25 protein-coding genes are annotated in these 22708 nt (G+C 68.2%); 13 read left to right on the forward strand and 12 right to left on the reverse strand.

All coding sequences use genetic code 11. The annotated features are described in order from the left end of the window. The first annotated feature begins 1 nt into the window (after window position 1). From ACWGCN_RS13285 to mnhG, 3 genes are read left to right on the forward strand one after another with little or no spacing between them, the layout of a single operon-like run. The gene (locus ACWGCN_RS13285) at window positions 2-544 is read left to right on the forward strand and encodes a Na+/H+ antiporter subunit E (RefSeq protein WP_378991211.1); all 543 of its coding nucleotides are present in this window, start codon (window positions 2-4) and stop codon (window positions 542-544) included. Beyond that, window positions 541-801, forward strand: a complete 261-nt coding sequence (locus ACWGCN_RS13290; protein ID WP_067450173.1) for a monovalent cation/H+ antiporter complex subunit F — start codon at window positions 541-543, stop codon at window positions 799-801. The genes ACWGCN_RS13285 and ACWGCN_RS13290 overlap by 4 nt, the downstream gene beginning before the upstream one ends. After that, window positions 798-1100, forward strand: coding sequence for a monovalent cation/H(+) antiporter subunit G (mnhG, locus tag ACWGCN_RS13295; RefSeq protein ID WP_378991213.1), 303 nt, complete (start codon window positions 798-800; stop codon window positions 1098-1100). The genes ACWGCN_RS13290 and mnhG overlap by 4 nt, the downstream gene beginning before the upstream one ends. Here the strand turns inward: mnhG and ACWGCN_RS13300 are convergent. From ACWGCN_RS13300 to ACWGCN_RS13320, 5 genes are all read right to left on the reverse strand, one after another. Further along, complete coding sequence (locus tag ACWGCN_RS13300; protein WP_452457720.1) at window positions 1097-2449, reverse strand: DUF5933 domain-containing protein; 1353 nt, start codon at window positions 2447-2449, stop codon at window positions 1097-1099. The genes mnhG and ACWGCN_RS13300 overlap by 4 nt on opposite strands. Window positions 2450-2499: 50 nt before the next feature. Then, complete coding sequence (locus ACWGCN_RS13305; RefSeq protein WP_378991215.1) at window positions 2500-3642, reverse strand: glutamate--cysteine ligase; 1143 nt, start codon at window positions 3640-3642, stop codon at window positions 2500-2502. Between the two features lie 12 nt (window positions 3643-3654). Then, window positions 3655-4350, reverse strand: a complete 696-nt coding sequence (gene sodC, locus ACWGCN_RS13310; protein ID WP_378633796.1) for a superoxide dismutase[Cu-Zn] — start codon at window positions 4348-4350, stop codon at window positions 3655-3657. An 89-nt stretch (window positions 4351-4439) separates the two neighbouring features. Next, window positions 4440-4997, reverse strand: a complete 558-nt coding sequence (locus ACWGCN_RS13315) for a LytR C-terminal domain-containing protein (protein WP_378991216.1) — start codon at window positions 4995-4997, stop codon at window positions 4440-4442. Window positions 4998-5039: 42 nt separating this feature from the next. Then, the gene (locus ACWGCN_RS13320) at window positions 5040-5366 is read right to left on the reverse strand and encodes a DUF3263 domain-containing protein (protein ID WP_378991218.1); all 327 of its coding nucleotides are present in this window, start codon (window positions 5364-5366) and stop codon (window positions 5040-5042) included. Window positions 5367-5538: 172 nt separating this feature from the next. Here ACWGCN_RS13320 and ACWGCN_RS13325 point away from each other — a divergent pair, with 172 nt between their 5' ends. The 9 genes from ACWGCN_RS13325 to ACWGCN_RS13365 all read left to right on the forward strand — a co-directional run bounded on the left by ACWGCN_RS13325 (window position 5539) and on the right by ACWGCN_RS13365 (window position 15946). Continuing rightward, window positions 5539-6129 (forward strand): peptide deformylase, encoded by a 591-nt coding sequence (locus ACWGCN_RS13325; RefSeq protein WP_378991220.1) that lies wholly within the window; start codon window positions 5539-5541, stop codon window positions 6127-6129. After that, on the forward strand, window positions 6119-7078 hold the full coding sequence (locus tag ACWGCN_RS13330; RefSeq protein ID WP_378991221.1) for an N-acetylglutamate synthase, CG3035 family: 960 nt from the start codon (window positions 6119-6121) through the stop codon (window positions 7076-7078). The genes ACWGCN_RS13325 and ACWGCN_RS13330 overlap by 11 nt, the downstream gene beginning before the upstream one ends. Before the next feature lie 22 nt (window positions 7079-7100). Next, window positions 7101-7910, forward strand: coding sequence for an exodeoxyribonuclease III (locus ACWGCN_RS13335; RefSeq protein WP_387445554.1), 810 nt, complete (start codon window positions 7101-7103; stop codon window positions 7908-7910). 73 nt (window positions 7911-7983) lie between these two features. Further along, entirely contained in the window at window positions 7984-9186 is a 1203-nt protein-coding gene (locus tag ACWGCN_RS13340; RefSeq protein WP_452457719.1) for a homogentisate 1,2-dioxygenase domain-containing protein, read from the forward strand. Window positions 9187-9214: 28 nt separating this feature from the next. Beyond that, the gene (gene fahA / locus ACWGCN_RS13345; protein ID WP_452457718.1) at window positions 9215-10405 is read left to right on the forward strand and encodes a fumarylacetoacetase; all 1191 of its coding nucleotides are present in this window, start codon (window positions 9215-9217) and stop codon (window positions 10403-10405) included. 149 nt (window positions 10406-10554) lie between these two features. Beyond that, window positions 10555-12816, forward strand: coding sequence for an MMPL family transporter (locus ACWGCN_RS13350; protein WP_452457717.1), 2262 nt, complete (start codon window positions 10555-10557; stop codon window positions 12814-12816). 308 nt (window positions 12817-13124) lie between these two features. Next, a complete protein-coding gene (thiC, locus tag ACWGCN_RS13355) occupies window positions 13125-14768 on the forward strand; it encodes a phosphomethylpyrimidine synthase ThiC (RefSeq protein WP_428396857.1) in 1644 nt (547 codons plus the stop codon). Between the two features lie 157 nt (window positions 14769-14925). Then, window positions 14926-15120 carry a hypothetical protein gene (locus ACWGCN_RS13360; protein WP_452460366.1) on the forward strand — a complete coding sequence of 65 codons (195 nt, stop codon included), beginning with the start codon at window positions 14926-14928 and terminating at the stop codon, window positions 15118-15120. Window positions 15121-15151: 31 nt separating this feature from the next. Then, window positions 15152-15946: a thioesterase family protein gene (locus ACWGCN_RS13365; RefSeq protein ID WP_378996136.1), complete on the forward strand. Its 795-nt coding sequence runs from the start codon at window positions 15152-15154 to the stop codon at window positions 15944-15946. Here the strand turns inward: ACWGCN_RS13365 and ACWGCN_RS13370 are convergent, their stop codons facing one another. From ACWGCN_RS13370 to ACWGCN_RS13390, 5 genes are all read right to left on the reverse strand, one after another. Beyond that, window positions 15947-16453 carry an SRPBCC family protein gene (locus ACWGCN_RS13370; protein ID WP_452460367.1) on the reverse strand — a complete coding sequence of 169 codons (507 nt, stop codon included), beginning with the start codon at window positions 16451-16453 and terminating at the stop codon, window positions 15947-15949. 16 nt (window positions 16454-16469) lie between these two features. Then, entirely contained in the window at window positions 16470-16799 is a 330-nt protein-coding gene (locus ACWGCN_RS13375) for an ArsR/SmtB family transcription factor (RefSeq protein WP_378996132.1), read from the reverse strand. Next, window positions 16789-17220 carry an SRPBCC domain-containing protein gene (locus ACWGCN_RS13380; RefSeq protein WP_378996130.1) on the reverse strand — a complete coding sequence of 144 codons (432 nt, stop codon included), beginning with the start codon at window positions 17218-17220 and terminating at the stop codon, window positions 16789-16791. The genes ACWGCN_RS13375 and ACWGCN_RS13380 overlap by 11 nt, the downstream gene beginning before the upstream one ends. A 76-nt stretch (window positions 17221-17296) precedes the next feature. Further along, a complete protein-coding gene (locus ACWGCN_RS13385) occupies window positions 17297-18820 on the reverse strand; it encodes an MFS transporter (protein ID WP_452460368.1) in 1524 nt (507 codons plus the stop codon). A gap of 158 nt (window positions 18821-18978) precedes the next feature. Continuing rightward, window positions 18979-19539 (reverse strand): TetR/AcrR family transcriptional regulator, encoded by a 561-nt coding sequence (locus tag ACWGCN_RS13390; RefSeq protein WP_452460369.1) that lies wholly within the window; start codon window positions 19537-19539, stop codon window positions 18979-18981. Window positions 19540-19578: 39 nt separating this feature from the next. Between ACWGCN_RS13390 and ACWGCN_RS13395 the strand changes: the two genes are divergently transcribed. Further along, window positions 19579-20823, forward strand: a complete 1245-nt coding sequence (locus ACWGCN_RS13395; protein WP_452529025.1) for a KasA/KasB family beta-ketoacyl-ACP synthase — start codon at window positions 19579-19581, stop codon at window positions 20821-20823. 51 nt (window positions 20824-20874) lie between these two features. Here the strand turns inward: ACWGCN_RS13395 and ACWGCN_RS13400 are convergent, their stop codons facing one another. Further along, on the reverse strand, window positions 20875-21870 hold the full coding sequence (locus ACWGCN_RS13400; RefSeq protein WP_452460256.1) for an aliphatic sulfonate ABC transporter substrate-binding protein: 996 nt from the start codon (window positions 21868-21870) through the stop codon (window positions 20875-20877). 32 nt (window positions 21871-21902) lie between these two features. After that, window positions 21903-22658, reverse strand: a complete 756-nt coding sequence (locus ACWGCN_RS13405; RefSeq protein ID WP_379316475.1) for an ABC transporter ATP-binding protein — start codon at window positions 22656-22658, stop codon at window positions 21903-21905. Window positions 22659-22708 lie beyond the last annotated feature (50 nt).

Here is a 22708-nt window from a genome sequence, read left to right on the forward strand (position 1 = left end):
CGTGAATCGCGACAATATCCTTCGCGTCGCCGTGCTGATCTGGCTCACCGCCGTCTGGGTCGCGCTGTGGGGCGATCTGAGCCTGGCCAACACCCTCGCCGGGGCCGTTGTCGCACTGATCGTGGTCTTCGCCCTGCCCCTCCCGTTGGTCCCGGTGTCCGGGCGTTTCCATCCGCTGTCGTTTCTCGAATTGATCGCTGTCGGTACCTATTACGCGCTCGAATCGAGCTTGCAGGTGGCCTGGTTCGCGATTCGGCCCAGCGGCCCGCCGGTCTCCGGCGTGCTACGCGTACATCTGGGCATCCAGTCCGATCTGGTGCTGGTGATGTGCACCGATCTGCTCAACCTGATCCCCGGCACCATGGTCCTCGAACTCGACCGCGCGCGCTGCGTGGTCTACGTCCACGTGCTCGATGTGGGCAGCGACGAGGCGGTGGTGAAGTTCTACCGCACCACCCGGCGCCTGGAACACCTGATGATCAATGCCTTCGAACGACCGAGCGAACGCCGCCGCGTCGAAACACCACCGGAGGTGCAACCATGACTGTCGTCGCCGTCATCGCCGCCGTCCTGCTCACGGCCGCCGCGGTGATCACCAGCTACCGCGTCCTCGCGGGGCCGAGCACCCTCGATCGCGTCGTCGGCATCGATTCACTGATGGCCATCGCCGCGTCCGGGCTCGCGGTGTGGGCCGCCTACAGCGGCGACACCACGGTGATCCCGGCGATCGTGGCGCTCGCGCTGGTCGGTTTCCTCGGCTCGGCCGCGGTCACCCGATTCCGGGTCAGGGACGACCGATGAGCGTCTGGGAATGGGTGTCGGCGGTGCTGATCCTCACCGGCTGCGCACTCGCGTTCACGGCGTCGATCGGCATCGTCCGCTTCCCCGACACCCTCACTCGGATGCACGCGGCTACCAAACCACAGGTGGTCGGCCTCATGCTGGTTCTCGTCGGCACGGGCATCGACATCCGCGACGACGTCAATGTCTGGATGCTCGTGCTCACCGGCCTGTTCACGATCATCACCGCGCCGGTCATCGCCCATCTCATCGGCCGCACCGCCTACCGCGAACAGCGCCACCGCGACGGGTTGTTCTAGGTGGCGGGCGTCGCGATTCGCTCGAGGGCCGGTGCGGGCGCGGTGGCGAACCAGGTGTTGTGGAAGGCGATCGCGACCGCGGCCAGCAACCCGATGACGATCGCGCCCGCCGCCACCGGATACTCCGCCATCGGCACCGCCAGGTACCGGTAGGACAGCAGCAGCCCCGCGAACACCGCCGCCCCGAAGCCGACCAGCCGGATCCGGAAGCCGCCCCAACCCCGCTCGGGCGCGCGCAGCGCCGACTCGACGGTCAGGCACAGCACCGCGCCCGCCACGAGGTCGACGCCGTAGTGATACCCGAAACCCAGTGTGGCGGTGACCGTGGCAGCCAGCCAGAACGCCCCGCCCCAGCGCATCCAGACCGGGGCTCGCGACCCGTCGACATCGCGCCGGGTGTGGATGAACAGCGACAGTGCCCACGCGGTGTGCATGGAGGGCATGCAGTTGCGCGGGGTGAACTCGTCGAAGGTGAGCGCGGCCGGGTTCGAATCGAGCGGCGGCATCGCGGCGGGCCAGAAATTGCCCACCTGGAAGCCGTGCCCGTCGGCGCCGAACGCGAACATCGGCCCGACCACCGGGAACAGCACGTAGAACAGCGGCCCGACCAGACCGAGCACCAGGAAGGTGCGCACCAGGTAGTGGGTCGGCCACTGCCCGGTCGTGACCACAGTGCGCAACTGCCACACGGCCACCGCGATCGCGGCCACCGGCAATTCGATGTAGACCCAGTGCAGCACCGCGTACACCTCGGGCCCGAGCACATCCAGCACGCGCCCGACGACCCACGACGGATCACCGAGCGCGTGATCGGCGAGCAGCACGTATTCGTCGAGCACGGTGGGCCGCACCGCCGAAGTCAGGTGCAGCCACACATCGCCGACCTTGGTGGCCAGCACCAGCAGCGCACCGAGCGCGACCGCCGTCAACGCGTCGCGGCGTTCACGACCCCGCCATCGCACTGTCGCGACGACAGCCAGCGCGGCCAGCACGATCGTCGGCCCGTTGCCGACGGTGAACGGCTTGCCGTCGATGAGTCGCAGCGCGACCCACACCGCGTCGATCCCGATCGCGGCGGCCAGCACGAACACCCGGCGGCGCGTGGAGATCCCGACGAGCGCGAGCACCAGTCCCGCCCACGGCACCGACATCGACTTGGGTGTACCGACGAAGTCGCGAGCCAGGCTGGCCAGCGGTCCGTCGAAACCCATGATCCACGCGACGATCTGCAATCCGACCAGCAGCGCGAGCACTGCGGCCACTCCGACGACGGCGAGTGTGCGTGGTTCACGTAGACGCGAACCGAGGGTGGCACCCCCCGCAACGGCGCGCGGATGTTCGACAAGCATCCGACCATCGTAAACGGCGGGTGAACGCGATCTCCCCGGGCAGCTGAACGCTACTGGTCCAGCTCGCGCACCAGCGCGTCGACGACGGCGACCATGTCGCCCTGTGTCTGCGCGGCGACCCGGCGTTGCCGCTGGTAGGAGGCACCGTGACGGGGAATGTCGGCCACCGCGGCCAGCTCGGCGGCGCAGCCGAGACGCTTCGCGGTGGGCTCCAGCCGGGTGAGCAGATCCATCAGATCGTCGGTGACCAAACGCTCATTGCTGGCGTCGTCGACGATCACGATCGCGTCGAGCCCGTAGCGCGCGGCGCGCCATTTGTTCTCCTGCACATGCCATGGCGGCAGCGTCGGCAGTTGCTCGCCGTTCTCGAGGCGCTGATCCAGGTCGACGATCAGGCAGTGGATCAGCGCGGCCACCGAGGCCAGTTCGGTGCGGCTGGACAGCCCGTCGCACACGCGCACCTCGATGGTGCCCCACTTGGGCGCGGGCCGGATATCCCAGTGCATCCCACCGAGCTGTTCGAACACACCGGTTTTCATCTGGTCGTGCACGAAACCTTCGAACTGGCGCCAGTTCTCGAACTGGAACGGCAGCCCGGCGGTCGGCAACTGCTGGAACATCAGCGCCCGGTTGCTGGCGTAGCCGGTGTCGTCGCCGGACCACATCGGCGACGACGCCGACAGCGCGAGCAGATGCGGATACGACAGCAGCAGCGAGTTCAGGATCGGAAAGACCTTGTCCCGGTGCGACACTCCCACATGCACGTGGACGCCCCAGATGAGCATCTGGCGGCCCCACCACTGGGTGCGCTCGATCAGTTCGTCGTAATGCGGTGAGCGCGTGAGCTGTTGGGCCGACCACGCCGCGAACGGGTGGGTGCCCGCGCAGAACAGGTCGACACCGAGCGGATCGGCCGCGCGCCGCACCGCGTTCATGGTGCCGTGCAGGTCTTCGACCGCGCCGCCGACCGTGTCGTGCACGCCGGTCACCAATTCGACCGTGTTGCGCAGCAGTTCCTTGGTGACCTGCTGGGTGCCGTCGTGGGCGCGCAGGTCACCGACCGCGTCGAAGACCGCCGAAGCCGTGTTGGACAGATCCCGCGTCACCTTGTCGACGAGCGCGATCTCCCATTCGATGCCGATGGTCGGCCGGGGCGAACCGCGAAACGAAACCGACTCGAATGCCCCGGCCATGGGAGTGTCTCGCTAACCGACGACGCCGCACGCCACCCGGGCGCCCGCATCACCGGTGGTCAGCGTGGTTTCGTCCGGCCCGGTGCCACCCTCGCGGGTGTAGCGCGGCGGGATGTTGCCGAAGTTGTCGGCACCGCCGTGGATGATCAGCGCCTTGCCCTTGACGTTGTCGAGGGTGACCGAGTCGGTCCGGGTGACCAGCTTCGCGGAGCCGTCGGCGCCGACCTGCAGCGAGGTGAGGTCACCGCTGGCCGGGTGCGCGGTGGCACCGCCGACCTGCAGATGCCCACCGGCCGAGGCGAAGTCGCCCTCACAGGTGCCGTTCTGGTGGAAGTGCAGGCCGTGGAAGCCGGGCGTCAGACCGCGCGCCTCGACGGTGACGACCAGGTGGCCGCCCTCCTGGACGATGGTCGCGGTGCCGACCTCGGCGCCCGCACCGTTCTTGAGCGAGGTCTTCAGGCCGCCCGCCACGCCACCGTGGTCGTCGCCGTGGCCGGGAGCCGCGGTCTCCGACGGTGCGGCGTGACCGCCACCGTGACCGCCGCTTTCGCCCGCGGGTGCCGCCGAGCTGGTCCACACCGGCGGCGTGGTGCCCTTGACGTCACTCGACTCCTGGCTGTTGGTGCAGGCTGCGAGCCCGAACGCGGCGACCGCGAGCACCGGGGTCACAATGCGCCAGGACGGGCGACGAGTTGTCGACGTGGCCATCAGGGGACTCCTTATCGGACTGGGGCTATACCGCTCAAGATGATGCCACAGCGGCGACACGGCCTACGGCACCGCGTGCCGCGCCTGGTTCAGCGACCGGTCAGTACGACGACGACACCCGGCGAGGTGTCCCCCGACTTGGGCGCGACCGTCCCGCCGACCTGCTCGGCGATCTCGGTGGCCGCGGCCTTGTCGCGCGCGCCGCCGCCGTAATACACGGTGGTGGTGGTCAGGTTCTCACCGCTGTAGTTGCCGGTGCTCACGTTGGTCCAGCCCGCGGTGGTCAGTTCGCTCGCGGTGCGCGCGGCCAGGCCGGCGACCAGGCTGTTGTTCAGCACCCGCACCGATACCGTCTGATCCGTGCCGCCCGTAGCGGGTGCCGTGGTGGTGGTCGTCGGTGCGACGGAAGTCGTGGTGGTGGTCGGGGCGGCGGCCGCGCTGGTGGTCTTCGGCGCGGGCGTGGTGGCAGGCGCCTGCGCGACCGCGCTGGAGGTGGTGGTCTCGGTCTGCTCGGTATCCGATGCCACGGCATCGGAGTTCGACAGCGACATCGCACCCAGACCGGCGAAGACAATGGCCAGCGCGATCAACACCATCGCCAGCGCGCGCAACGGCGGGCCGCCGGGGGTGGGGTTCGGGTTGCTCACCCGCCCAACCCTAGTCGCAACGAAGGGTGTGTGGCCGTCATGTCAGACCTGGAAACCGAGTTTGCGGGCCGCACGCGATTTCTGCCTGCTCGCTCGCAGCCTGCGCAGCCGTTTGACCAGCATCGGGTCGGCGGCCAGCGCCGCGTCGGAGTCGACGACAGCGTTGAGGACCTGGTAGTACCGGGTGGCCGACATGGCGAACAGCTCGCGGATCGCGTCTTCCTTGGCGCCCGCGTATTTCCACCATTTGCGCTCGAAGTCCAGGATGTCGAGTTCACGACGACTCAGACCGGTGCTCTCGTCGGCGGCCGAATCCTGTTCGCCCGCAGTGTGGCCCTGCGCGATGTGCCGAGCTGCTGCGCCGTCCATCTTGCTCCCTCGCCGAGTATCACGAGATGGGTAGATACCGTCGTCATTCAACCACGGGTTCCCCCGATCCTTCGACCCATGTCACGGCGTGTTGACTGAAGGCCAGTAGGGGTGGCGCGGCCCACAGGGGTCCGCCGATCGTCCGCCCGCGCCAGCGGCGATAATGGCGACCATGGCAATTCTCCCGATCGTGATCGTCGGTGACCCCGTTCTCCACAACCCCACCGCGAAGGTGACGGAGACCCCCGCGGAGCTGGCCGAGCTCATCGCGGATATGTACGACACCCTCGAAGAGTCCAAGGGTGTCGGCCTGGCGGCCAATCAGGTCGGCGTCGGCAAGCGCCTGTTCGTCTACGACTGCCCCGACTTCGACGCCACCGGCAATCCCCTCCGCCGCAAGGGCGTGGTGGTGAACCCGGTGCTGGAGACCTCGGCGATCCCCGAGACCATGCCCGACCCCGATGACGACGAGGAAGGCTGCCTGTCGGTGCCCGGCGAGCAGTTCCCGACCGGTCGCGCGGACTGGGCGAAGGTCACCGGGACCGACGCGAACGGCGAGCCCGTGGAACTCGAGGGCACCGGCTTCTTCGCGCGCATGCTCCAGCACGAGGTCGGCCACCTCGACGGTTTCCTCTACGTCGACGTGCTGATCGGCCGCAATGCCCGCGCCGCCAAGAAGGCGATCAAGCGAAACGGTTGGGGCACACCGGGTTTGAGCTGGATCCCGGGAACGGTTCCTGATCCGTTCGGTCATGACGACTGATATCCCCCTCGGCCGCCGGGTGGTGATGCGGTACCAGCTGCCCGCGGGTTATCCCCAGCCACTCACCGACGTGATCGGCGAACTGGTGTCGCTCACGCCGCCGTCGGTGCGGACCGCCGAGGGTGAGCTGGTCTCGGTGTCCGCCGATCGCGTTGTGGCGTTGAAGGCGCTGGGGCCCAGGCCCATTCGGACCAAGGAGATCCGGTCGCTGGAGACCGCGGCGGCCATGGCCTGGCCGGGCAGCGCGCACCTGTGGATCGACGGCTGGCTGGTACGAGCGGGCAACGGCTACACCGGGCGCGCGAATTCGGCGGTGCCGCTGGGCGAGTCGGGTGTGCCCGCGGTGTTGTCGATCGACACCATGCGCAAGATCGCGGACTGGTACACGAGTCGGGGGTTGCCGCTGCTGCTGCAACTGCCCGACCGGCTCGCTCCCGTCCCGCCGACCTGGAACACCTGGAGCGAGACCGTGGTCCTCGGTCTCGACATCGCGAATTTCGTGCTGCCGCAGGGACCGTCGATGGTGCGCATCACCGACGAGCCAGAGGACGGTTGGTTGCGGACGCACCGCTACCGCGGCGAGATTCCCCTCGACCCCTCCGTGCGCGAACCGGACCGTGCCGTGCTCACCTCGGTCCTGGACGGCACTCTCGGTTTCGCGTCCCTCGGCCTGCCCGAACCCCTGTCCATCGGCCGCGGCGCGGTGACCACCGCCCCCGACGGCCGGCGCTGGGTCGGGCTCACCTGTGTGGCCGTGGCGACCGCGCACCGCCGCAACGGACTCGGCGCGCTGCTGTGCGCCGAACTGATCCGGTGGGGTGCCGAGCTGGGCGCGAGCCACGCCTACGTCCAGGTGGAGGTGGGCAATTCCGGCGCCCTCGCCCTCTACCGCGAACTCGGCTTCATGGAGCACCACGCCTATCGCTACGCCGCCCCGCAGAGTCATTAGCCTCGAAAGGACCGTCACAACCGTGCGTCTCGCCACCTGGAACGTCAACTCGATCCGCTCCCGCGTCGATCGGGCGATCGCTTTTCTGGACCGTCACGACATCGATGTGCTGGCGTTGCAGGAGACCAAGTGCCGTGACGATCAGTTCCCGTTCGAGCAGTTCGAGGCCGCGGGGTACGAGGTGGCGCACGTGGGGATCAATCAGTGGAACGGTGTCGCGATCGTGTCGCGCGTCGGGCTCACCGATGTCGAGCTCGCGTTCCCCGATCAGCCCGGCTTCGACAAGAACGCCGGCGATTCGCTGATCGAATCGCCGGTGGTCGAGTCGCGCGCGATCGGTGCGACCTGCGGCGGGGTGCGGGTGTGGAGCCTCTACGTTCCCAACGGGCGCACGCTCGCCGACCCGCACTACACCTACAAACTGAACTGGCTCTCGACCCTGCGCGCGCAGGCGGCAGGCTGGCTGGCCGACGACCCGCAGGCGAAGATCGCGCTGGTCGGCGACTGGAACATCGCCCCCACCGACGACGATGTCTGGGCGCCGGAACTGTTCGTCGGCAAGACCCACACGTCCGCGCCCGAACGCGAGGCGTTCCAGTCCATGCTCGACATCGGCTTCCGCGACGTGATGCGCCCGTTCGCCCCCGGCCCCGGCGTCTACACCTATTGGGACTACACCCAGCTGCGTTTCCCCCGCAAAGAGGGCATGCGCATCGACTTCATCCTCGCCTCCCCCGCCCTCGCCGACCAGATCAAGGACGCTTCGGTGGATCGCGAGGAACGCAAGGGCAAGGGCGCCAGCGACCACGCACCGGTGATCGCCGAATTCTGACGGATCCGCCACGCGTTCTCGGTTACGTTGGAGGTGGAAGTTTCAGCCTGCAACGTAGCGGGAGGCGCGCCTCATGTCGTTTTATCGCAGGGTCGGAACGGTGCCGCCGAAGCGGCATACGCAGCATCGGGATGCGCACGGCAACCTCTACTACGAAGAGTTGATGGGCGAGGAGGGGTTCTCCGGGGACTCCTCGCTGCTGTATCACCGCGCGCTGCCGCCCGCGATCGTCGACGCTACGGTCTGGGAGCTGCCCGACCAGACATTGACGCCGAATCATCCACTGCACCACCGGCATCTGCGGCTGCCGCTGCTGTTTCCCGGCGATACGGCAACGACGACCGACCCGGTGACCGGGCGCAGGTTGCTGCTGGCCAATGCCGATGTGCGGATCTCGTACGTGGTCGCCAAGGGCGCGTCCCCGCTGTACCGCAATGCCATCGGCGACGAGCTGGTGTACGTGGAATCCGGTGCGGCCGTGGTGGAGAGCGTGTTCGGGATCGTGCCGGTTCGCCAGGGCGATCAGGTGCTCATGCCGCGCGCCACGACCCACCGCTGGCTGCCGATGGGTGAGGAACCGTTGCGCGCGTATGTGATCGAGGCGTCGAGCCACATCACCCCGCCCAAGCGCTATCTCTCCAGATTCGGTCAGCTACTGGAGAGTTCGCCGTATTGCGAGCGGGATCTGCACGGGCCACTCGAATTGCTGCTCGTCGAGGACACCGAGGTGGAGGTGCTGGTCAAGCATCGGGCGGGCACCGAGGTGATCGGCACCAGAATGACCTACGCGACGCATCCGTTCGATGTGGTCGGCTGGGACGGCTGCCTGTACCCGTACACGTTCAACATCGCCGATTTCGAGCCGCTGACCGGCCGCGTTCATCAGCCGCCGCCGGTGCATCAGGCCTTCGAGGCCACCAATTTCGTCATCTGCAATTTCGTGCCGCGCAAGGTCGACTATCACCCCCTGTCGATTCCGGTGCCGTACTACCACTCGAATGTGGATTCCGACGAGATCATGTTCTATTGCGGCGGGAGCTATGAGGCGCGCAAGGGTTCCGGTATCGCCCAGGGTTCGGTGTCGGTGCATCCCGGTGGTTACGCGCACGGCCCACAGCCAGGTGCCTATGAACGCAGTATCGGGGCGGAGTTCTTCGACGAGCTGGCGGTGATGGTGGATACGTTCCGCCCGCTGCAACTCGGCGAAGGGGCGCTGGCCTGCGAAGATCCCGCGTACGCGTGGACCTGGTCCGGTCGCGGGCCGGGGCTCGCATGAGTGAGCGCAGCGGCGTGGACGGCGGCCGATGACGGGCGCGCAGGTGTTGCGCGTGGAGGTACCGGCAGACTCGCTGTTCGGGCCGGAGAATATGCCCTACGGCGTATTCGCACCCCCCGGCGGCACCCTCCGGATCGGTTGCCGCTTGGGCGATATGGTGCTCGACCTGGCTGTGCTGCTGGATGATCCGGTGTTCGCTCGCCCCGAGATGAACGCGTTCCTGGCACAGGGTTCCGGCCGCTGGCGTGAGGTCCGCGCGAGGTTGCGCGCGCTCGCGGACACGGCGCTGCCGATCGATGCCGTGTATCCCTTGTCCGCTGTGCGGATGGCACTGCCGGTACGGATCGGCGACTACGTCGATTTCTACGCCAGCATCGACCACGCCACCAACCTCGGCAGGCTCTTCCGTCCGGACAGTGCACCGCTGCTGCCGAATTGGCGGCACCTGCCGGTGGGGTACCACGGCCGGGCGGGCACCGTCGTCGTCTCGGACACCCCGGTCATCAGGCCGCGGGGACAACGCCGAACCGCTGCGGGCACAACTGATTTCGGACCGTCGCAGCGGCTGGACATCGAGGCCGAACTGGGCTTCGTCGTCGGCTCCGGATCCACGCTCGGCGCACCGGTCACCGTCGACGAGTTCACCGAGCACGTGTTCGGCGTCGCCCTGGTCAACGACTGGTCGGCCCGCGATATCCAGGCCTGGGAGTACCAGCCGCTCGGCCCCTTCCTCGGCAAGTCGTTCACCACGTCACTCTCGGCCTGGATCACCCCGCTGGCCGCGCTGACTCAGGCGCGGGTGCCGCTACCCGCACAGCACCCAGAACCTCTCCCCTACCTGCGCGGTACCGGCGACTTCGGCCTCGACATCGATCTGACCGTCGCCTGGAACGGCGAGGTCGTCGCGTATCCGCCCTACTCACGCATGTACTGGTCACCCGCGCAGATGCTTGCCCACCTCACCGCGAACGGCGCCTCGATCCGGCCCGGCGACCTCTACGCCTCCGGCACCATCTCCGGGCCGGAGCCGTCCCAGCGCGGGTCTTTCATCGAATTGTCCTGGGGTGGAACACAACCCATCACAGTGAAGGATCAGACCCGCACATTTCTGGCCGACGGCGACGAGGTGACGATCACCGCCACCGCGCCGGGCACCGCGGGCAGGCGGATCGGCCTCGGCGCGGTCGGCGGCCGAATCCTGCGGGCACGCGATACCTGAGACACCGCTAGCGGTTGTGGGCCGTCCTCCGCGTCCACCCAGGGGCGGAGATGGTACTCGGCCGACCTCCACCCCGAGGCGGTATCGGATATAATTCGACGCGGGATACGGTGACGGTTCGAACGTTTCCGAGCAGAGGGCACCCGACGATGTTGACGAGAATCGCCCGCACCGCCGTTGCCCGACCACGATGGGTGGTCGCGGTTGCGCTGGTGCTGATGGTGTTGTGCGGCGCGATCGGCGCCACCGTGCACTCGCACATGAAATCGGGCGGATTCGTCACCTCCGATCTCGATTCGGTCCAGGCCAGTCAATACCTGAGCGAACACTTCCCCGGCAGCGAGCCCAACTACGTCCTGACGATCACCGCCGAGGGTGTGGCCGACTCCGCCGCCGCGCGCGCCGCCGCCGACCGCGCGCTCGCCGTCCTCGGCGCACATCCCGAGATCGTCAGCGGTGTCCAGTCGTACTGGACCGCGCGCCCCGATCTCAAACAGGCGATGCTCAGCAAGGACCGCACCCACGCGCTCATCCTGGCCAGCATCGAGGGCGACGACGCCGAACTGCCCGTCCGGGCGGCCCAGCTGAGCGAAGAACTACAGGTCGAGAGCGGTCCGGTGACGGTCAAGGCCGGTGGGCTCGCCGCCTCCTTCGCCGATATCAACACCCAGATCAGCAAAGACCTGATCATCGCCGAGGCGATCGCGATCCCGATCACCGGCCTGCTGCTGGCGCTGGTGTTCGGCAGCCTCATGGCCGCCGCGCTGCCGGTCGCGATCGGGCTGTTCGCCATCGCGGCGTCGCTGGGCATTCTGCGGGTGCTGACCGCGCTCGCCGATGTGTCGATCTTCGCGCTGAACATGACCACGGCACTCGGACTGGCGTTGGCGATCGACTACAGCCTGTTCATCGTCAGTCGATATCGCGAAGAGCTGGCGGCGGGCCTTACCCCGACCGCGGCGGTGACCCGTGCGATCCAAACCGCCGGTCGTACGGTCGTGTACTCGGCGCTGGTCGTCGCGCTCTCGCTGTCGGCGCTGCTGGTGTTCCCGCAGTACTTCTTCAAGTCGTTCGCTTACGCGGGTATCGCCGTGGTCGCCGCCGCGGCGGCCGCCGCGGTGATCGTGCTGCCCGCCCTGCTCGTTCTGGTGGGTCACCGCATCGATTCGGGCGACCTGCGCGCACCGATGCGCCGGCTGTTCCGGCTGGCCCCGAGGACGGAAAAGGAACCGCGCCAGACCTTCTGGTATCGCCTGGTCAACGCGGTGATGAAGCGTCCGTTGCCGATCGCCCTGGCCACCACCGCGTTCCTGCTGCTGCTCGGCTCGCCGTTCCTGGGTGTCCAGTTCGGCTACCCCGACGACCGGTCGCTGCCCACCGATGTCGCCAGTCGCGAAGTGGGCGACATCCTGCGTACCGAATTCGATGCCGACCTGGCCTCGAGCGCGACCATCGTGCTACCCGAATTCCGGGGCAGCACAGCCGAACTCGACACCTACGCCCGCGACCTGTCCAAGGTGCCCGACGTACCGGCCGTGCTCAGCAGCGCGGCGGTGTACCGCAACGGGCTGCGGGTGGCCCCTGGCGTGCCCGAGATGACGGACCCGCAGCACGGCGCCTACCTGTCGGTCGCCACCACGGTCGACCCCTACTCCGACGCGGGCGGCGACCAACTCGACACCCTGCGCGCCGTTCCGGCGCCGTCGAAAGCCCTGATCACCGGCCCGGCCGCGCTGAACCAGGACTCGGTCAACGCGATCACCGGCAAACTGCCGCTGGCGGGCGCGCTGATCGCGCTCACCACGCTGGTGCTGCTGTTCCTGTTCACCGGCAGCGTGGTGCTGCCGGTGAAGGCACTGATCCTCAACATCCTGTCGCTGGCGGCGACGTTCGGCGCGATGGTGTGGATCTTCCAGGAAGGCCACCTGTCGGGCCTGCTCGGCTTCACCGCGACCGGCACCCTCAACCTGGCCATGCCCATCCTCATGTTCAGCCTGGCGTTCGGCGCGTCCATGGACTACGAGGTCTTCCTGCTGTCGCGGATCCGCGAGGAATGGCTGGCCGGGCCGAAGACCACCGAGGGCAATACCGAGGCGGTCGCGATGGGCGTGGCCCGCACGGGACGCATCTTCACCGCCGCCGCGCTGCTGATGAGCATCGTGTTCCTCGGCGTCGCCAGCTCCGGCGTATCGATGATGAAGCTGTTCGGCCTCGGCTGCGCACTCGCGGTGATCAGCGACGCGACCGTGATCCGCGGCCTGCTCGCCCCCGCGCTCATGCGAATGATGGGCACCTGGAACTGGTGGGCACCGAAGCCACTGGTGGCACTGCACAGCAAGTTCGGGCTGCAAGAAGCCGACAACACGCCGGCCTCGGTCGAGCGCCAGCTGACCGAATCCGGCACCCGATAGCGAACGCTCAGGCCGCCGCCTAGACTGCACACCAGCCACGCATGCCCCGACCTCGAGGAGGGGCTCGCCGCGAAGCGGCGGTTCGCGGCCGTCCCGCCGATGGGAGGCCGTTGCGTAGGCGACGAAGGAGCAAGCAACGGCCTCCCATCGGCAGGACACCAGGGGCCGCGAACTCGAGCGCGTCAGCGCTCAAAAAAGCACGGGGGCTCGCACCAGCGGGCTGAGAGGACGGCTAGCCCATCTCGGGCGTTCAGGGCCGTCGACCGTATGAACCTGACCGGGTAATGCCGGCGTAGGGAGGAAATATCGTGGGCTCGAACACGTCTTCTGACAGGACGGTCGACACCGTCACCACCGGTCCGATCCAGGGCAGCGTCAAGCACTACCAGGAGGTAGACGGCCTGCGCATCCCGGTGCGCCGGATCAACCTCACCAACGGCGACCACTTCGATGTCTTCGACACCTCGGGGCCGTACACCGACGACAACGCGGTGATCGACCTCGAGGCCGGGCTGCCGAAACTGCGCGACGAATGGGACTCCCCGACCGTCGACGGTCCGCCTACCCAGCTCGCCTGGGCTCGTCAGGGCATCATCACCCCCGAGATGCGGTTCATCGCCGCCCGCGAGGGGGTCTCGCCCGAACTGGTGCGCGACGAGGTCGCACTCGGTCGCGCGGTGATTCCGGCCAACCACAACCACCCGGAGCTGGAGCCGACCATCATCGGCAAGAAGTTCCTGGTCAAGATCAATGCCAATATCGGCAATTCGGCGGTGTCGTCGTCGATCGCCGAAGAGGTGGAGAAGATGGTGTGGGCCGCGCGCTGGGGCGCCGACACCATCATGGACTTGTCCACCGGCAAGAACATCCACGAGACCCGCGAGTGGATTCTGCGCAACTCCCCCGTCCCGATCGGCACCGTCCCGATCTATCAGGCGCTGGAGAAGGTGAACGGTGATCCCACCAAGCTCACCTGGGAGATGTACCGCGACACCGTGATCGAGCAGTGCGAGCAGGGCGTCGACTACATGACCGTGCACGCGGGCGTGCTGCTGCGCTACATCCCGCTCACCGCCAAGCGCGTCACCGGCATCGTCTCGCGCGGTGGCTCCATCATGGCCGCGTGGTGTTTGGCGCATCACCAGGAATCGTTCCTGTACACGCACTTCCGTGAGCTGTGCGAGATCCTGGCGCGCTACGACGTGACCTTCTCCCTCGGCGACGGCCTGCGTCCCGGCTCCATCGCCGACGCCAACGACGAGGCCCAATTCGCCGAACTCCGGACTCTCGGCGAGCTCACCAAGATCGCGAAATCCTATGGCGTGCAGGTGATGATCGAAGGCCCAGGCCACGTGCCGATGCACAAGATCGTCGAGAACGTGCGGCTCGAGGAAGAGCTCTGCGAAGAGGCGCCGTTCTACACCCTCGGCCCGCTGGCCACCGATATCGCACCCGCCTACGACCACATCACCTCGGCCATCGGCGCCGCGATCATCGCCCAGGCCGGCACCGCGATGCTCTGCTACGTCACGCCCAAGGAGCACCTCGGTCTGCCCAACCGCGACGACGTCAAGGTCGGGGTGATCACCTACAAGATCGCCGCCCACGCCGCCGACCTCGCCAAGGGTCACCCGCACGCCCAGGACCGGGACAACGAATTGTCCAAGGCCCGTTTCGAATTCCGCTGGCACGACCAGTTCGCGCTCTCGCTGGATCCCGACACCGCCCGCGAGTACCACGACGAGACCATGCCCGCCGAGCCCGCCAAGACCGCCCACTTCTGCTCGATGTGCGGTCCGAAGTTCTGCTCGATGCGCATCTCCGCCGACGTGCGCGAATACGCGGAGAAGCAGGGGCTCACCGATGTGGCCGCCATCGAGGCGGGCATGGCCGAGAAGTCCGCCGAGTTCGCCGACCAGGGCAGCAAGGTGTACCTCCCGGTCGTCTCCTGACCCCGCTCCGCCCTCGCCGACGCCCGTCCGATCTTCGCGATCGGGCGGGCGTCCCGGCGCGTGCACCCTGGATTTCGGGGCTTTCGCTCACCCTGGCGATCGGTAACGATTGGCAATCGTGTCGACCTACCGGCACGCCGAGCACTGGAGTGAATCAATGAAACGCATCGTCGCCGGGGCCCTCGCGGCCGCCGCCCTGTCCGTCGCCGCCCCGCTCGGCACCGCCCAGGCCGAGTCCCTCCCGGTCGCCGACTCCGGTTCGTCGTCCATCGGCTGCACCTCCGACACCAGCCCGTGCGCCCTGCGCCCGCTGTTCGACCTGTTCACCGCCCTCCTGACGGGCAGCGCCTAGGCCACGGGGCGCGCGGGGTAACGTCGGCCGGGTGGCCGATGCCTTCTACCGCCGAGACCCCGCGGACCCGAACCGGTACCTCTCGACCGAGCTGACCCGGGGCCCGTGGTCGCCGGACGCCCAGCACGCCGGACCGCCGTCCGCTCTGCTCGGGCATGTGATCGAGCGCTGCGAGCCCCGGCCGGGATTCCAGGTCGGACGAGTCGCCGTCGAGATTCTCGGGCCGGTGCCGCTGGCTCCGCTCACCGCGCAGGCGAAGGTGGTGCGGTCGGGGCGCAGTGTCGAACTGATCGAGGCGACTTTGTCGTCGGAGCGCGGCCCCGTGATGCAGGCCAACGCGTGGCGGCTCAAGCTCGCCGAGCCCGCCCTCGATCTGCCCGCCCAGTTCCTGCCGACCGGTACCAGGCCACTGCCCGCGGCGACGGAGCCGGAGCAGTTTCCCTCCGATCAGGAGATCGGTTTCCACACCGGCATCGAATACCGTTTCTCCGCAGGCTCATTCGCCGCGCCGGGGCCCGCGATCTGCTGGATCCGGTTGAAGTACCCGATCGTCGCGGGGACCACCCCGAGTCCGCTGGAGCGCACGCTGGCCGCCGCCGATTCGGGCAACGGGGTCAGCGCGGTCCTCGACTGGTCGAAGTACCTGTTCATCAACACCGACCTCACCGTGACCCTGCATCGTCAGCCGGTCGGCGAGTGGGTGTGCCTGGACGCGGTCACCCATCCCCAGCCGCACGGCATCGGCCTCGCCGAATCCGCGCTGTTCGACGAGACCGGGCCGATCGGGCGCAGCACCCAGACGCTGCTCATCGCGCCCCGGGGCTGATCAGGGACGCGGCTTCACCAAGTCGGCGTTGCCGTGCTTGAGCAGTTCCGACTCGCCGGTGCTCGTGCGCCGGAACGGGTCGCCTTCACCGGTGGTGAGCAGACCGCGCAAGCTGGTGGTGATGTAGGCGCCCCAGGCGTTGGAGCACACCTCGTAGCATTCCCCGGCGGGCACCAAACCCACATGGGTGAAACGGATTTCGGTGCCGTCGGCGTTCTCGGTGATGTCGAAGACGACGTCGGTGTCCTCCCATTCGTTGGTGTCGGCGATGAAGGACAGGTGCGAGTCGGTGACGTGCCAGACCAGGCGCTCGCCCGGAATCGACGTGGTGGTCGTCATGGTGCAGCGGTGCAGGCCGGGGACCTCGAAGAGGTAGCTGTCACCGACCGTGCCGGTGCTGCCCTCGATGGTCTCCGACCACCAGGCCCACACGTTGTTGATGGCCGCGAAGGCCTCGTCGGGTGTCTTGTCGACGGTGATGGTGGCGGTGAAATCGTTGTCGCTCATTGCGTTTCCTTCCGGCTCAGCCGTCGAGATGCCGGCGGAGCGCGTCGAGTGGGCCGTCCCAGTCACGGGACAGGGCGGCCAGAAATTGTTGTGCCACGTGCATCGGAGCGGAATCGAGGCGGTAGCGCACGCGCCGCCGCTCCCCCGGTTCCGCGATCACCAGGCCCGCATCCGCGAGCAGGGCAAGGTGTTTGGCGATCGCCTGCCGGGTGATGGGCAGCCGATCGGCGAGGTCGGTCGCGGTGGCCGGACCGTGCGCGGCGAGTGCGGCCAGTACCGACCGCCTGCTCGGATCGGCCAGCGCGACGAAGACCCGTTCGGCGGTGGCCTCCTGCTCAGGCCGCATCGAGGTACTCGACGAGCTCGCCCAGCTCGCTCTTCCAGCCGCCGACATTGCCCTCGAACGCCGCCTTGTGGGCCTCCTCGGGCAGCTGGGCGAAGCCGGTCTCGGTGACCGTCAGCCGGGTGCCGTCGCCGACCGGCTCGAGGCTGAATTCGACATAGGTGCGTCGCGGGTCGTCGTCGGGCAGCCCGTTGATCGGCCAGGTGTAGCCGAACACCGAGGGCTCCTCGACCCGCTCCACCCGCATGTCGGCGGCGAACCCTTCCTTCCAGGTCATTCGCATGTCCCCGCCCGGTCGCAGGTCGATCTCGGCGGTATTGCCGAACCAGCTCCCCAGCCCTTCCGCGGTGGTGATGGCCGCCCATACCTTGGCGGGCGGATGCGCGAGCTCGACGGTCCGGACGATCTGATCAGGAAATCCCATGATGCCTCCTCATATATTGCAACCGACTGGTTGCAATTCAGGGTATTGCAACCGTTGGGTTGCGTCAAGGGTGTGGTCATCCGTGGCCGCCGGTGACGCGGAACCCTTTCGGGACCAGCCAGACCGTGCCGACAGCAACCACCGCGACGACGGCGGCCGAGATGTAGGACGTGGTGGTGAGGGCGACGTCGAAGGCGTGACCGGCGGCATGGGCGAGTTCGTCGCGGGCGGGTTCGGGTAGGTCGGTGGCCACCTCGGCCGCGCCGCCGATCGAACCGCTCGCCTGATCGAGCTTGTCGGCGGGGACGGACAGGCCCGTCATGTGCTGACTGAAGATCCTGGCGTGCAGGCTGCCGAGCAGGGCGACGCCGAAGCCGACGCCGACCTCGTAGTTGGTCTCCTCCACCGCACCCGCCTGGCCCGCCCGGTCCGCGGGCACGGCGCCGACCAGGACTGCGGCCGCCGCGGTCACGGCCATACCGTCGCCGAGACCGAACGACACCAGCACCAGCGCGACCACCGGATAGGTGGTGGGTTCCGGACTCACCGCCAACAGCAGGAACCCGAGGGCGACCGCGCCGAGGCCGAAACCGAGCACCGCGCGGACACCGAACCTCTCCATCAGAAACGGTGTGAGCAGGGAGGCGGTGAGCAGCGTGAGCGCGGCGGGCAACATCCGGATGCCCGCCTGCGACGGGCTGTAGCCGTGGACGTATTGCAGCCACAGCGAGATCAGGAACATGGCCGCGCCGATCGCCATCATGGCCAGCAGCGTCGCGACGGCCGCCGCGGTGAACGCGCCGTTGCGGAACAGCCGCACATCCAGCAGCGGGTCGGTGGCAGTGAGCTGACGTCGGGTGAACCAGGCCAGCGCGGCGATGCCGATCAGCAGGATCGCCCAGTCCACCTCGCTCGCTTCACCTTTCGCGAGATGCTTGACGCCCCACGCCAGGCAGACGATGCCTGCCACCGACAGCGCGGCGGCGAACCAGTCCAGGCTCCCCGCCTGCGGCGCACGATATTCCGGCAACACCCACAGCCCCACCACCACCGTCACGACCACCACCGGCACATTGAGCCAGAACGCCGACGACCACCCGAAGTGCTCGACGAGGAACCCACCGACGATGGGCCCCACCGTGGCGCCGACCCCTGCGACCGCCGCCCAGATCCCGATGGCCATGGTGCGTTCGCGCACATCGGCGAAGATGTTGCGGATCAGCGACAGCGTCGACGGCATCACCATCGCACCGCCGATTCCGAGCAATACCCGGCCGCCGATCAACTGCGCCGCGCTCCCGGCGGTAGCCGCGACCACCGACGCGATGCCGAACAGCACGAACCCGCTGATGAACAACAACTTTCGCCCCACCCGATCACCGAGCGCACCGGTGGTGATCAGCAAGCCGCCGAGCACGAGCCCGTAGATATCGATGATCCACAGCTGTTCCATCGGCCCGACCTGCAAATCCTCGATCAGCGACGGCAGCGCCACATTGAGAATCGTGGCATCCATCGCCACCAGCAACAGACTGGCGCACAGCACCCCGAGCATCACCCAGCGCACCGACCCGTAGGACTCGTCCCGCGCTTCGCTCACCCTGGCCACCTCACCGGCCGCTCGGCCCTCGACGTCCGTTGACGACAAGCTACCCACACCAGTGACGCCCGCCCGGCAATGCTCGCGGCAGGTCCAGCCGCGATCCGGGCACACGAAGGCCGATCCGGGCCGGATGAGACCCGATCACCGACGGGCGCTCAGCCGGGCAGGACCGCCGCGATGAGGGTGCGCGCGGCGCGGCCCGTACGTTCCCGGTCGCCCGTGATCACGCGGTCCTGGATGATGCCGCGCAATCCGGAGACCAGCAGCGTGGACACCACCTCGGGATCTTCGGCCAGCCCGGTGCGGCGCAGCGCGGCGGCGAGTTCGGTGACGAAGGTGGCGATCGCGGCCTCGGCGTAGTCCTGGTACGGCGAGCCGGGGGCACACGCGGCACCCAGCACCTGCAGCAGCACTCGCACGCTGTCGGCCTCGGCACCCTCGGAATTCACGTCGAAGAACCCGATCAGCCGCGCGGATAGCTGCGCGGGCTCGGCGATATCGGCGAAGACCGCGGCGAGGTCGGGTCGCTGCGTCGCCAACGCCTGGACCAGCAGTTCTTCCTTGGTTCCGAAGTAGTAGATCAGCATGCGCGAGCTGGTTCCGAGCGCCGCGGCCAGCGGTCGCAGCGAGAGCTCGGCCAAGCCGTGCGAGGCGATGTAGGTGACGACACCGGCCAGCATCTCGGCGCGCTTGCGGTGGTCGAGGGGACGGGCCATGGGTTGACTGTAGCGAGTGCTACAGGTATTCATGTCATCGTGACTGTACCGATCGCTTCAGAAACTCGGGGCGGCGTGGTGGTGACCGCGTACGCGGCGACCACCGCACTGGCCGACACCATGGACGAGACCTGGTCGCGCCTGCTGCGCGGCGAGAGCGGAATCCGTGCGCTACCCACGCGGTTCCTCGCCGAGCACGATCTGCCGGTGCGGATCGGCGGACCACTGGTCACCTCGCCCGATGCCGAGCTGACGCGGATCGAGCAGCGCAGGCATTCCTACGTCGAACGCATGGCGCTGGTCCTCGGCAGACAGGTCTGGCAGGCCGCGGGCTCGCCGGAAGTCGACCGTGAGCGGCTCGCCGTGGCCATCGGCACCGGCCTCGGGGGCGGCGACGCACTGATCGATGCCGTCGACGCGATGCGGGCGGGCGGCTACCGCAAGGTCTCGCCGCTGGCCGTGCCGATGGTGATGCCCAATGGACCCGCCGCCACCGTCGGACTCGACATCGGCGCGCAGGGTGGGGTTTTCGCGCCGGTGTCGGCCTGCTCGTCGGGGTCGGAGGCGATCGCGCACGCCTGGCGGCTGCTCAGCACCGGCGAGGCCGATGTGGTGGTCACCGGTGGCGTCGAAGGGCATATCGACCCGGTCCCCATCGCGGGCTTCGCGATGATGCGGGCGATGAGTACCCGCAACGACGAGCCCGAACGTGCCTCCCGGCCGTTCGACCGCGACCGCGACGGCTTCGTCTTCGGCGAGGCCGGCGCGCTGCTCGTGCTCGAATCCGAACGGCACGCGAAGGCGCGTGGTGCGCGCATCCACGCGCGAGTGCTCGGTGCGGGCATCACCTCCGACGCCTTCCACATCGTGGCCTCCGACCCGGCGGGCACCGGTGCGGCGCGGGCGATGCGCAAGGCCGTTCACACTGCGGGGCTGCGGGTTCGCGACATCGATCACGTGAACGCGCACGCGACGTCGACATCGATCGGCGATGCTTCCGAAGCGGCGGCGATCACCGCGGTCGCTCCCGATGCCTCGGTGTACGCCCCGAAGTCAGCGCTCGGTCATTCGATCGGCGCGGTGGGCGCTCTCGAAGCGGTGCTCACGATCCTGAGCCTGCGTGAGCAGATCGTCCCGCCCACACTGAATTTCGACAACGCGGACCCGGCGATCGATCTCGATATCGTCGCCGGGGCCGCACGACCGCACAAGATCGACTACGCCCTCAGCAACTCGTTCGGATTCGGCGGCCACAATGTCGCGCTCGCGTTCGGAAAAGCGTAGCGGCGCCGCCGATCCGGTGGGATCGACGGCGCCGTGACGGCTCAGCGCGACTTACGCCTTGTCGAAGCGGGTGTCGACGAACGACTTGAAGTCGACCTTGCCGGGGATGGCCTTGGCCTTGGTGAAGGCATCCGCGATTTCCTGTTCGGAGGCGATGACCTGGTCGGTGAGTTTGATCGGCTCCTTGATCGAGCGGGTCCAGGTGGTGCGGGAGGCGTCGACGCTGATCTGGGTCAGCTCGCCGTATTTGGTCGACCAGGTGTCGAGATTGTCCGAGGACCACTTGGTGGCGGCGGCGTAGCGCTGGAAGAAGTCGGCGAGAGCGGCGGACTTGCCCGCGTCGGCGACGGTCTTGTTGCCCGCCACCCAGAAGTTGTAGCCGTTGGCGGCCTGGTCGGCGGTGGCGATCGACTTGGCGCCGATCTCCTTCTCCGCGATGGCGGTGTAGGGGTCCCAGGTGGCCCAGGCGTCGACGTCACCGCGGGTGAGCGCGGTGTAGCCGTCGCCGGGAGCCAGGTAGACCGGCTCGACATCGCTCAGCGACAGGCCCGCCTTCTGCAGTTGCAGGAGCAGGTTCGCGTTGGCCGAACTGCCCTTGTAGACGGCGACCTTCTTGCCTTTGAGGGCCGCGACCGAACCGATCGTGGAGTCCTTGCCGACCAGGATCGCGTCACCCTTGCCGGTGGCCGAGAGCGCCCCGACGATCTTGATGTCGGCGTCGGCGGCCGCGCCGAAGATCACCGGGGTGTTGCCGGTTTGGGCGATGTCGATGCCGCCCGCACTCGCCGCCTCGACCAGCGGCAGACCGGCGGTGAAGGTGGAGAATTCGATCTTGTAGGGCAGGTTCTCCAGCTGACCCGATGCCTTCAGCAACACCTCGATCGAAATCGCCTTCTGGTCACCGACTTTCAGCGTGACGGTGCTCAGGTCGACCGGGCCCGAGGGCGAGGCCTCGGTCGCCGTGTCGTCGCCGCACGCGCTCAGTGCGAGCGTTGCGACGACGGCGAGGGCAAGGCCTGCCAGACGGGACATCGGAGTGCGTTTCACGGGAACAACTTTCGTGCGATGGTGCGGAGGGTTCAGTGCACGCCGAGCAGCGCGAGCAGGTGCGTCGCGTACTCGGCGACTTCCGGCGCGGCGGCGGTGCGGGGGCGTGGTAGCTCGATGGGCACGTCGGCGGCGATACGGCCGTCGTCGAGAACGAGAACGCGGTCGGCCAGGGTGATCGCCTCCAGCACGTCGTGGGTCACCAGCAGGACGCCGAACTCGCGCTGAGCGTGCAGGCCGAGGAGCAGCTCGTGCATCGTCAGCCGGGTCAGCGCGTCGAGCGCACCGAAGGGCTCGTCGAGCAGCAACAGCGTCGGCTCGGCCACCAATGCCCGTGCCAGCGCGGCACGTTGGGCCTCACCACCGGACAGAGTGAGCGGCCACGCGTCGGCGCGACCGGCGAGGCCGACCTCGGCGAGCAGGTCGCGGGCGGCTTGCTCGTCGGCACGTCGATTGCGCGGCTTCGGCCTGCCGAGGGCCACATTGCGCACCACCGGCTGCCACGGGATCAGGCGGGGTTCCTGGAAGACGATCGTCGGCCTGCCTTCGACGGAAGCCGCACCGCGAGTGGCGGTATCGAGGCCGCCGATAATCCGCAACAGCGTGGACTTGCCGGATCCACTGCGCCCGACCAGTGCGACGATCTCGCCCGCGCCGATCTCGAGATCGATCCCGTCGAGCACGGTGCGGTCACCGAATCGCTTGCTGAGAGCGGCGATCCGGGCGGCGGGCACGCGAGCCGATCGCGACGAGATGGGGGTGACGGTCGTGGCGGCGGCAGCGGTCATGGGGTGAACCTCGCGATCGAACGGCGGCGGGTAGCGGGCCTGCCTGCTCT

Source organism: Nocardia sp. NPDC055050 (assembly GCF_053608345.1).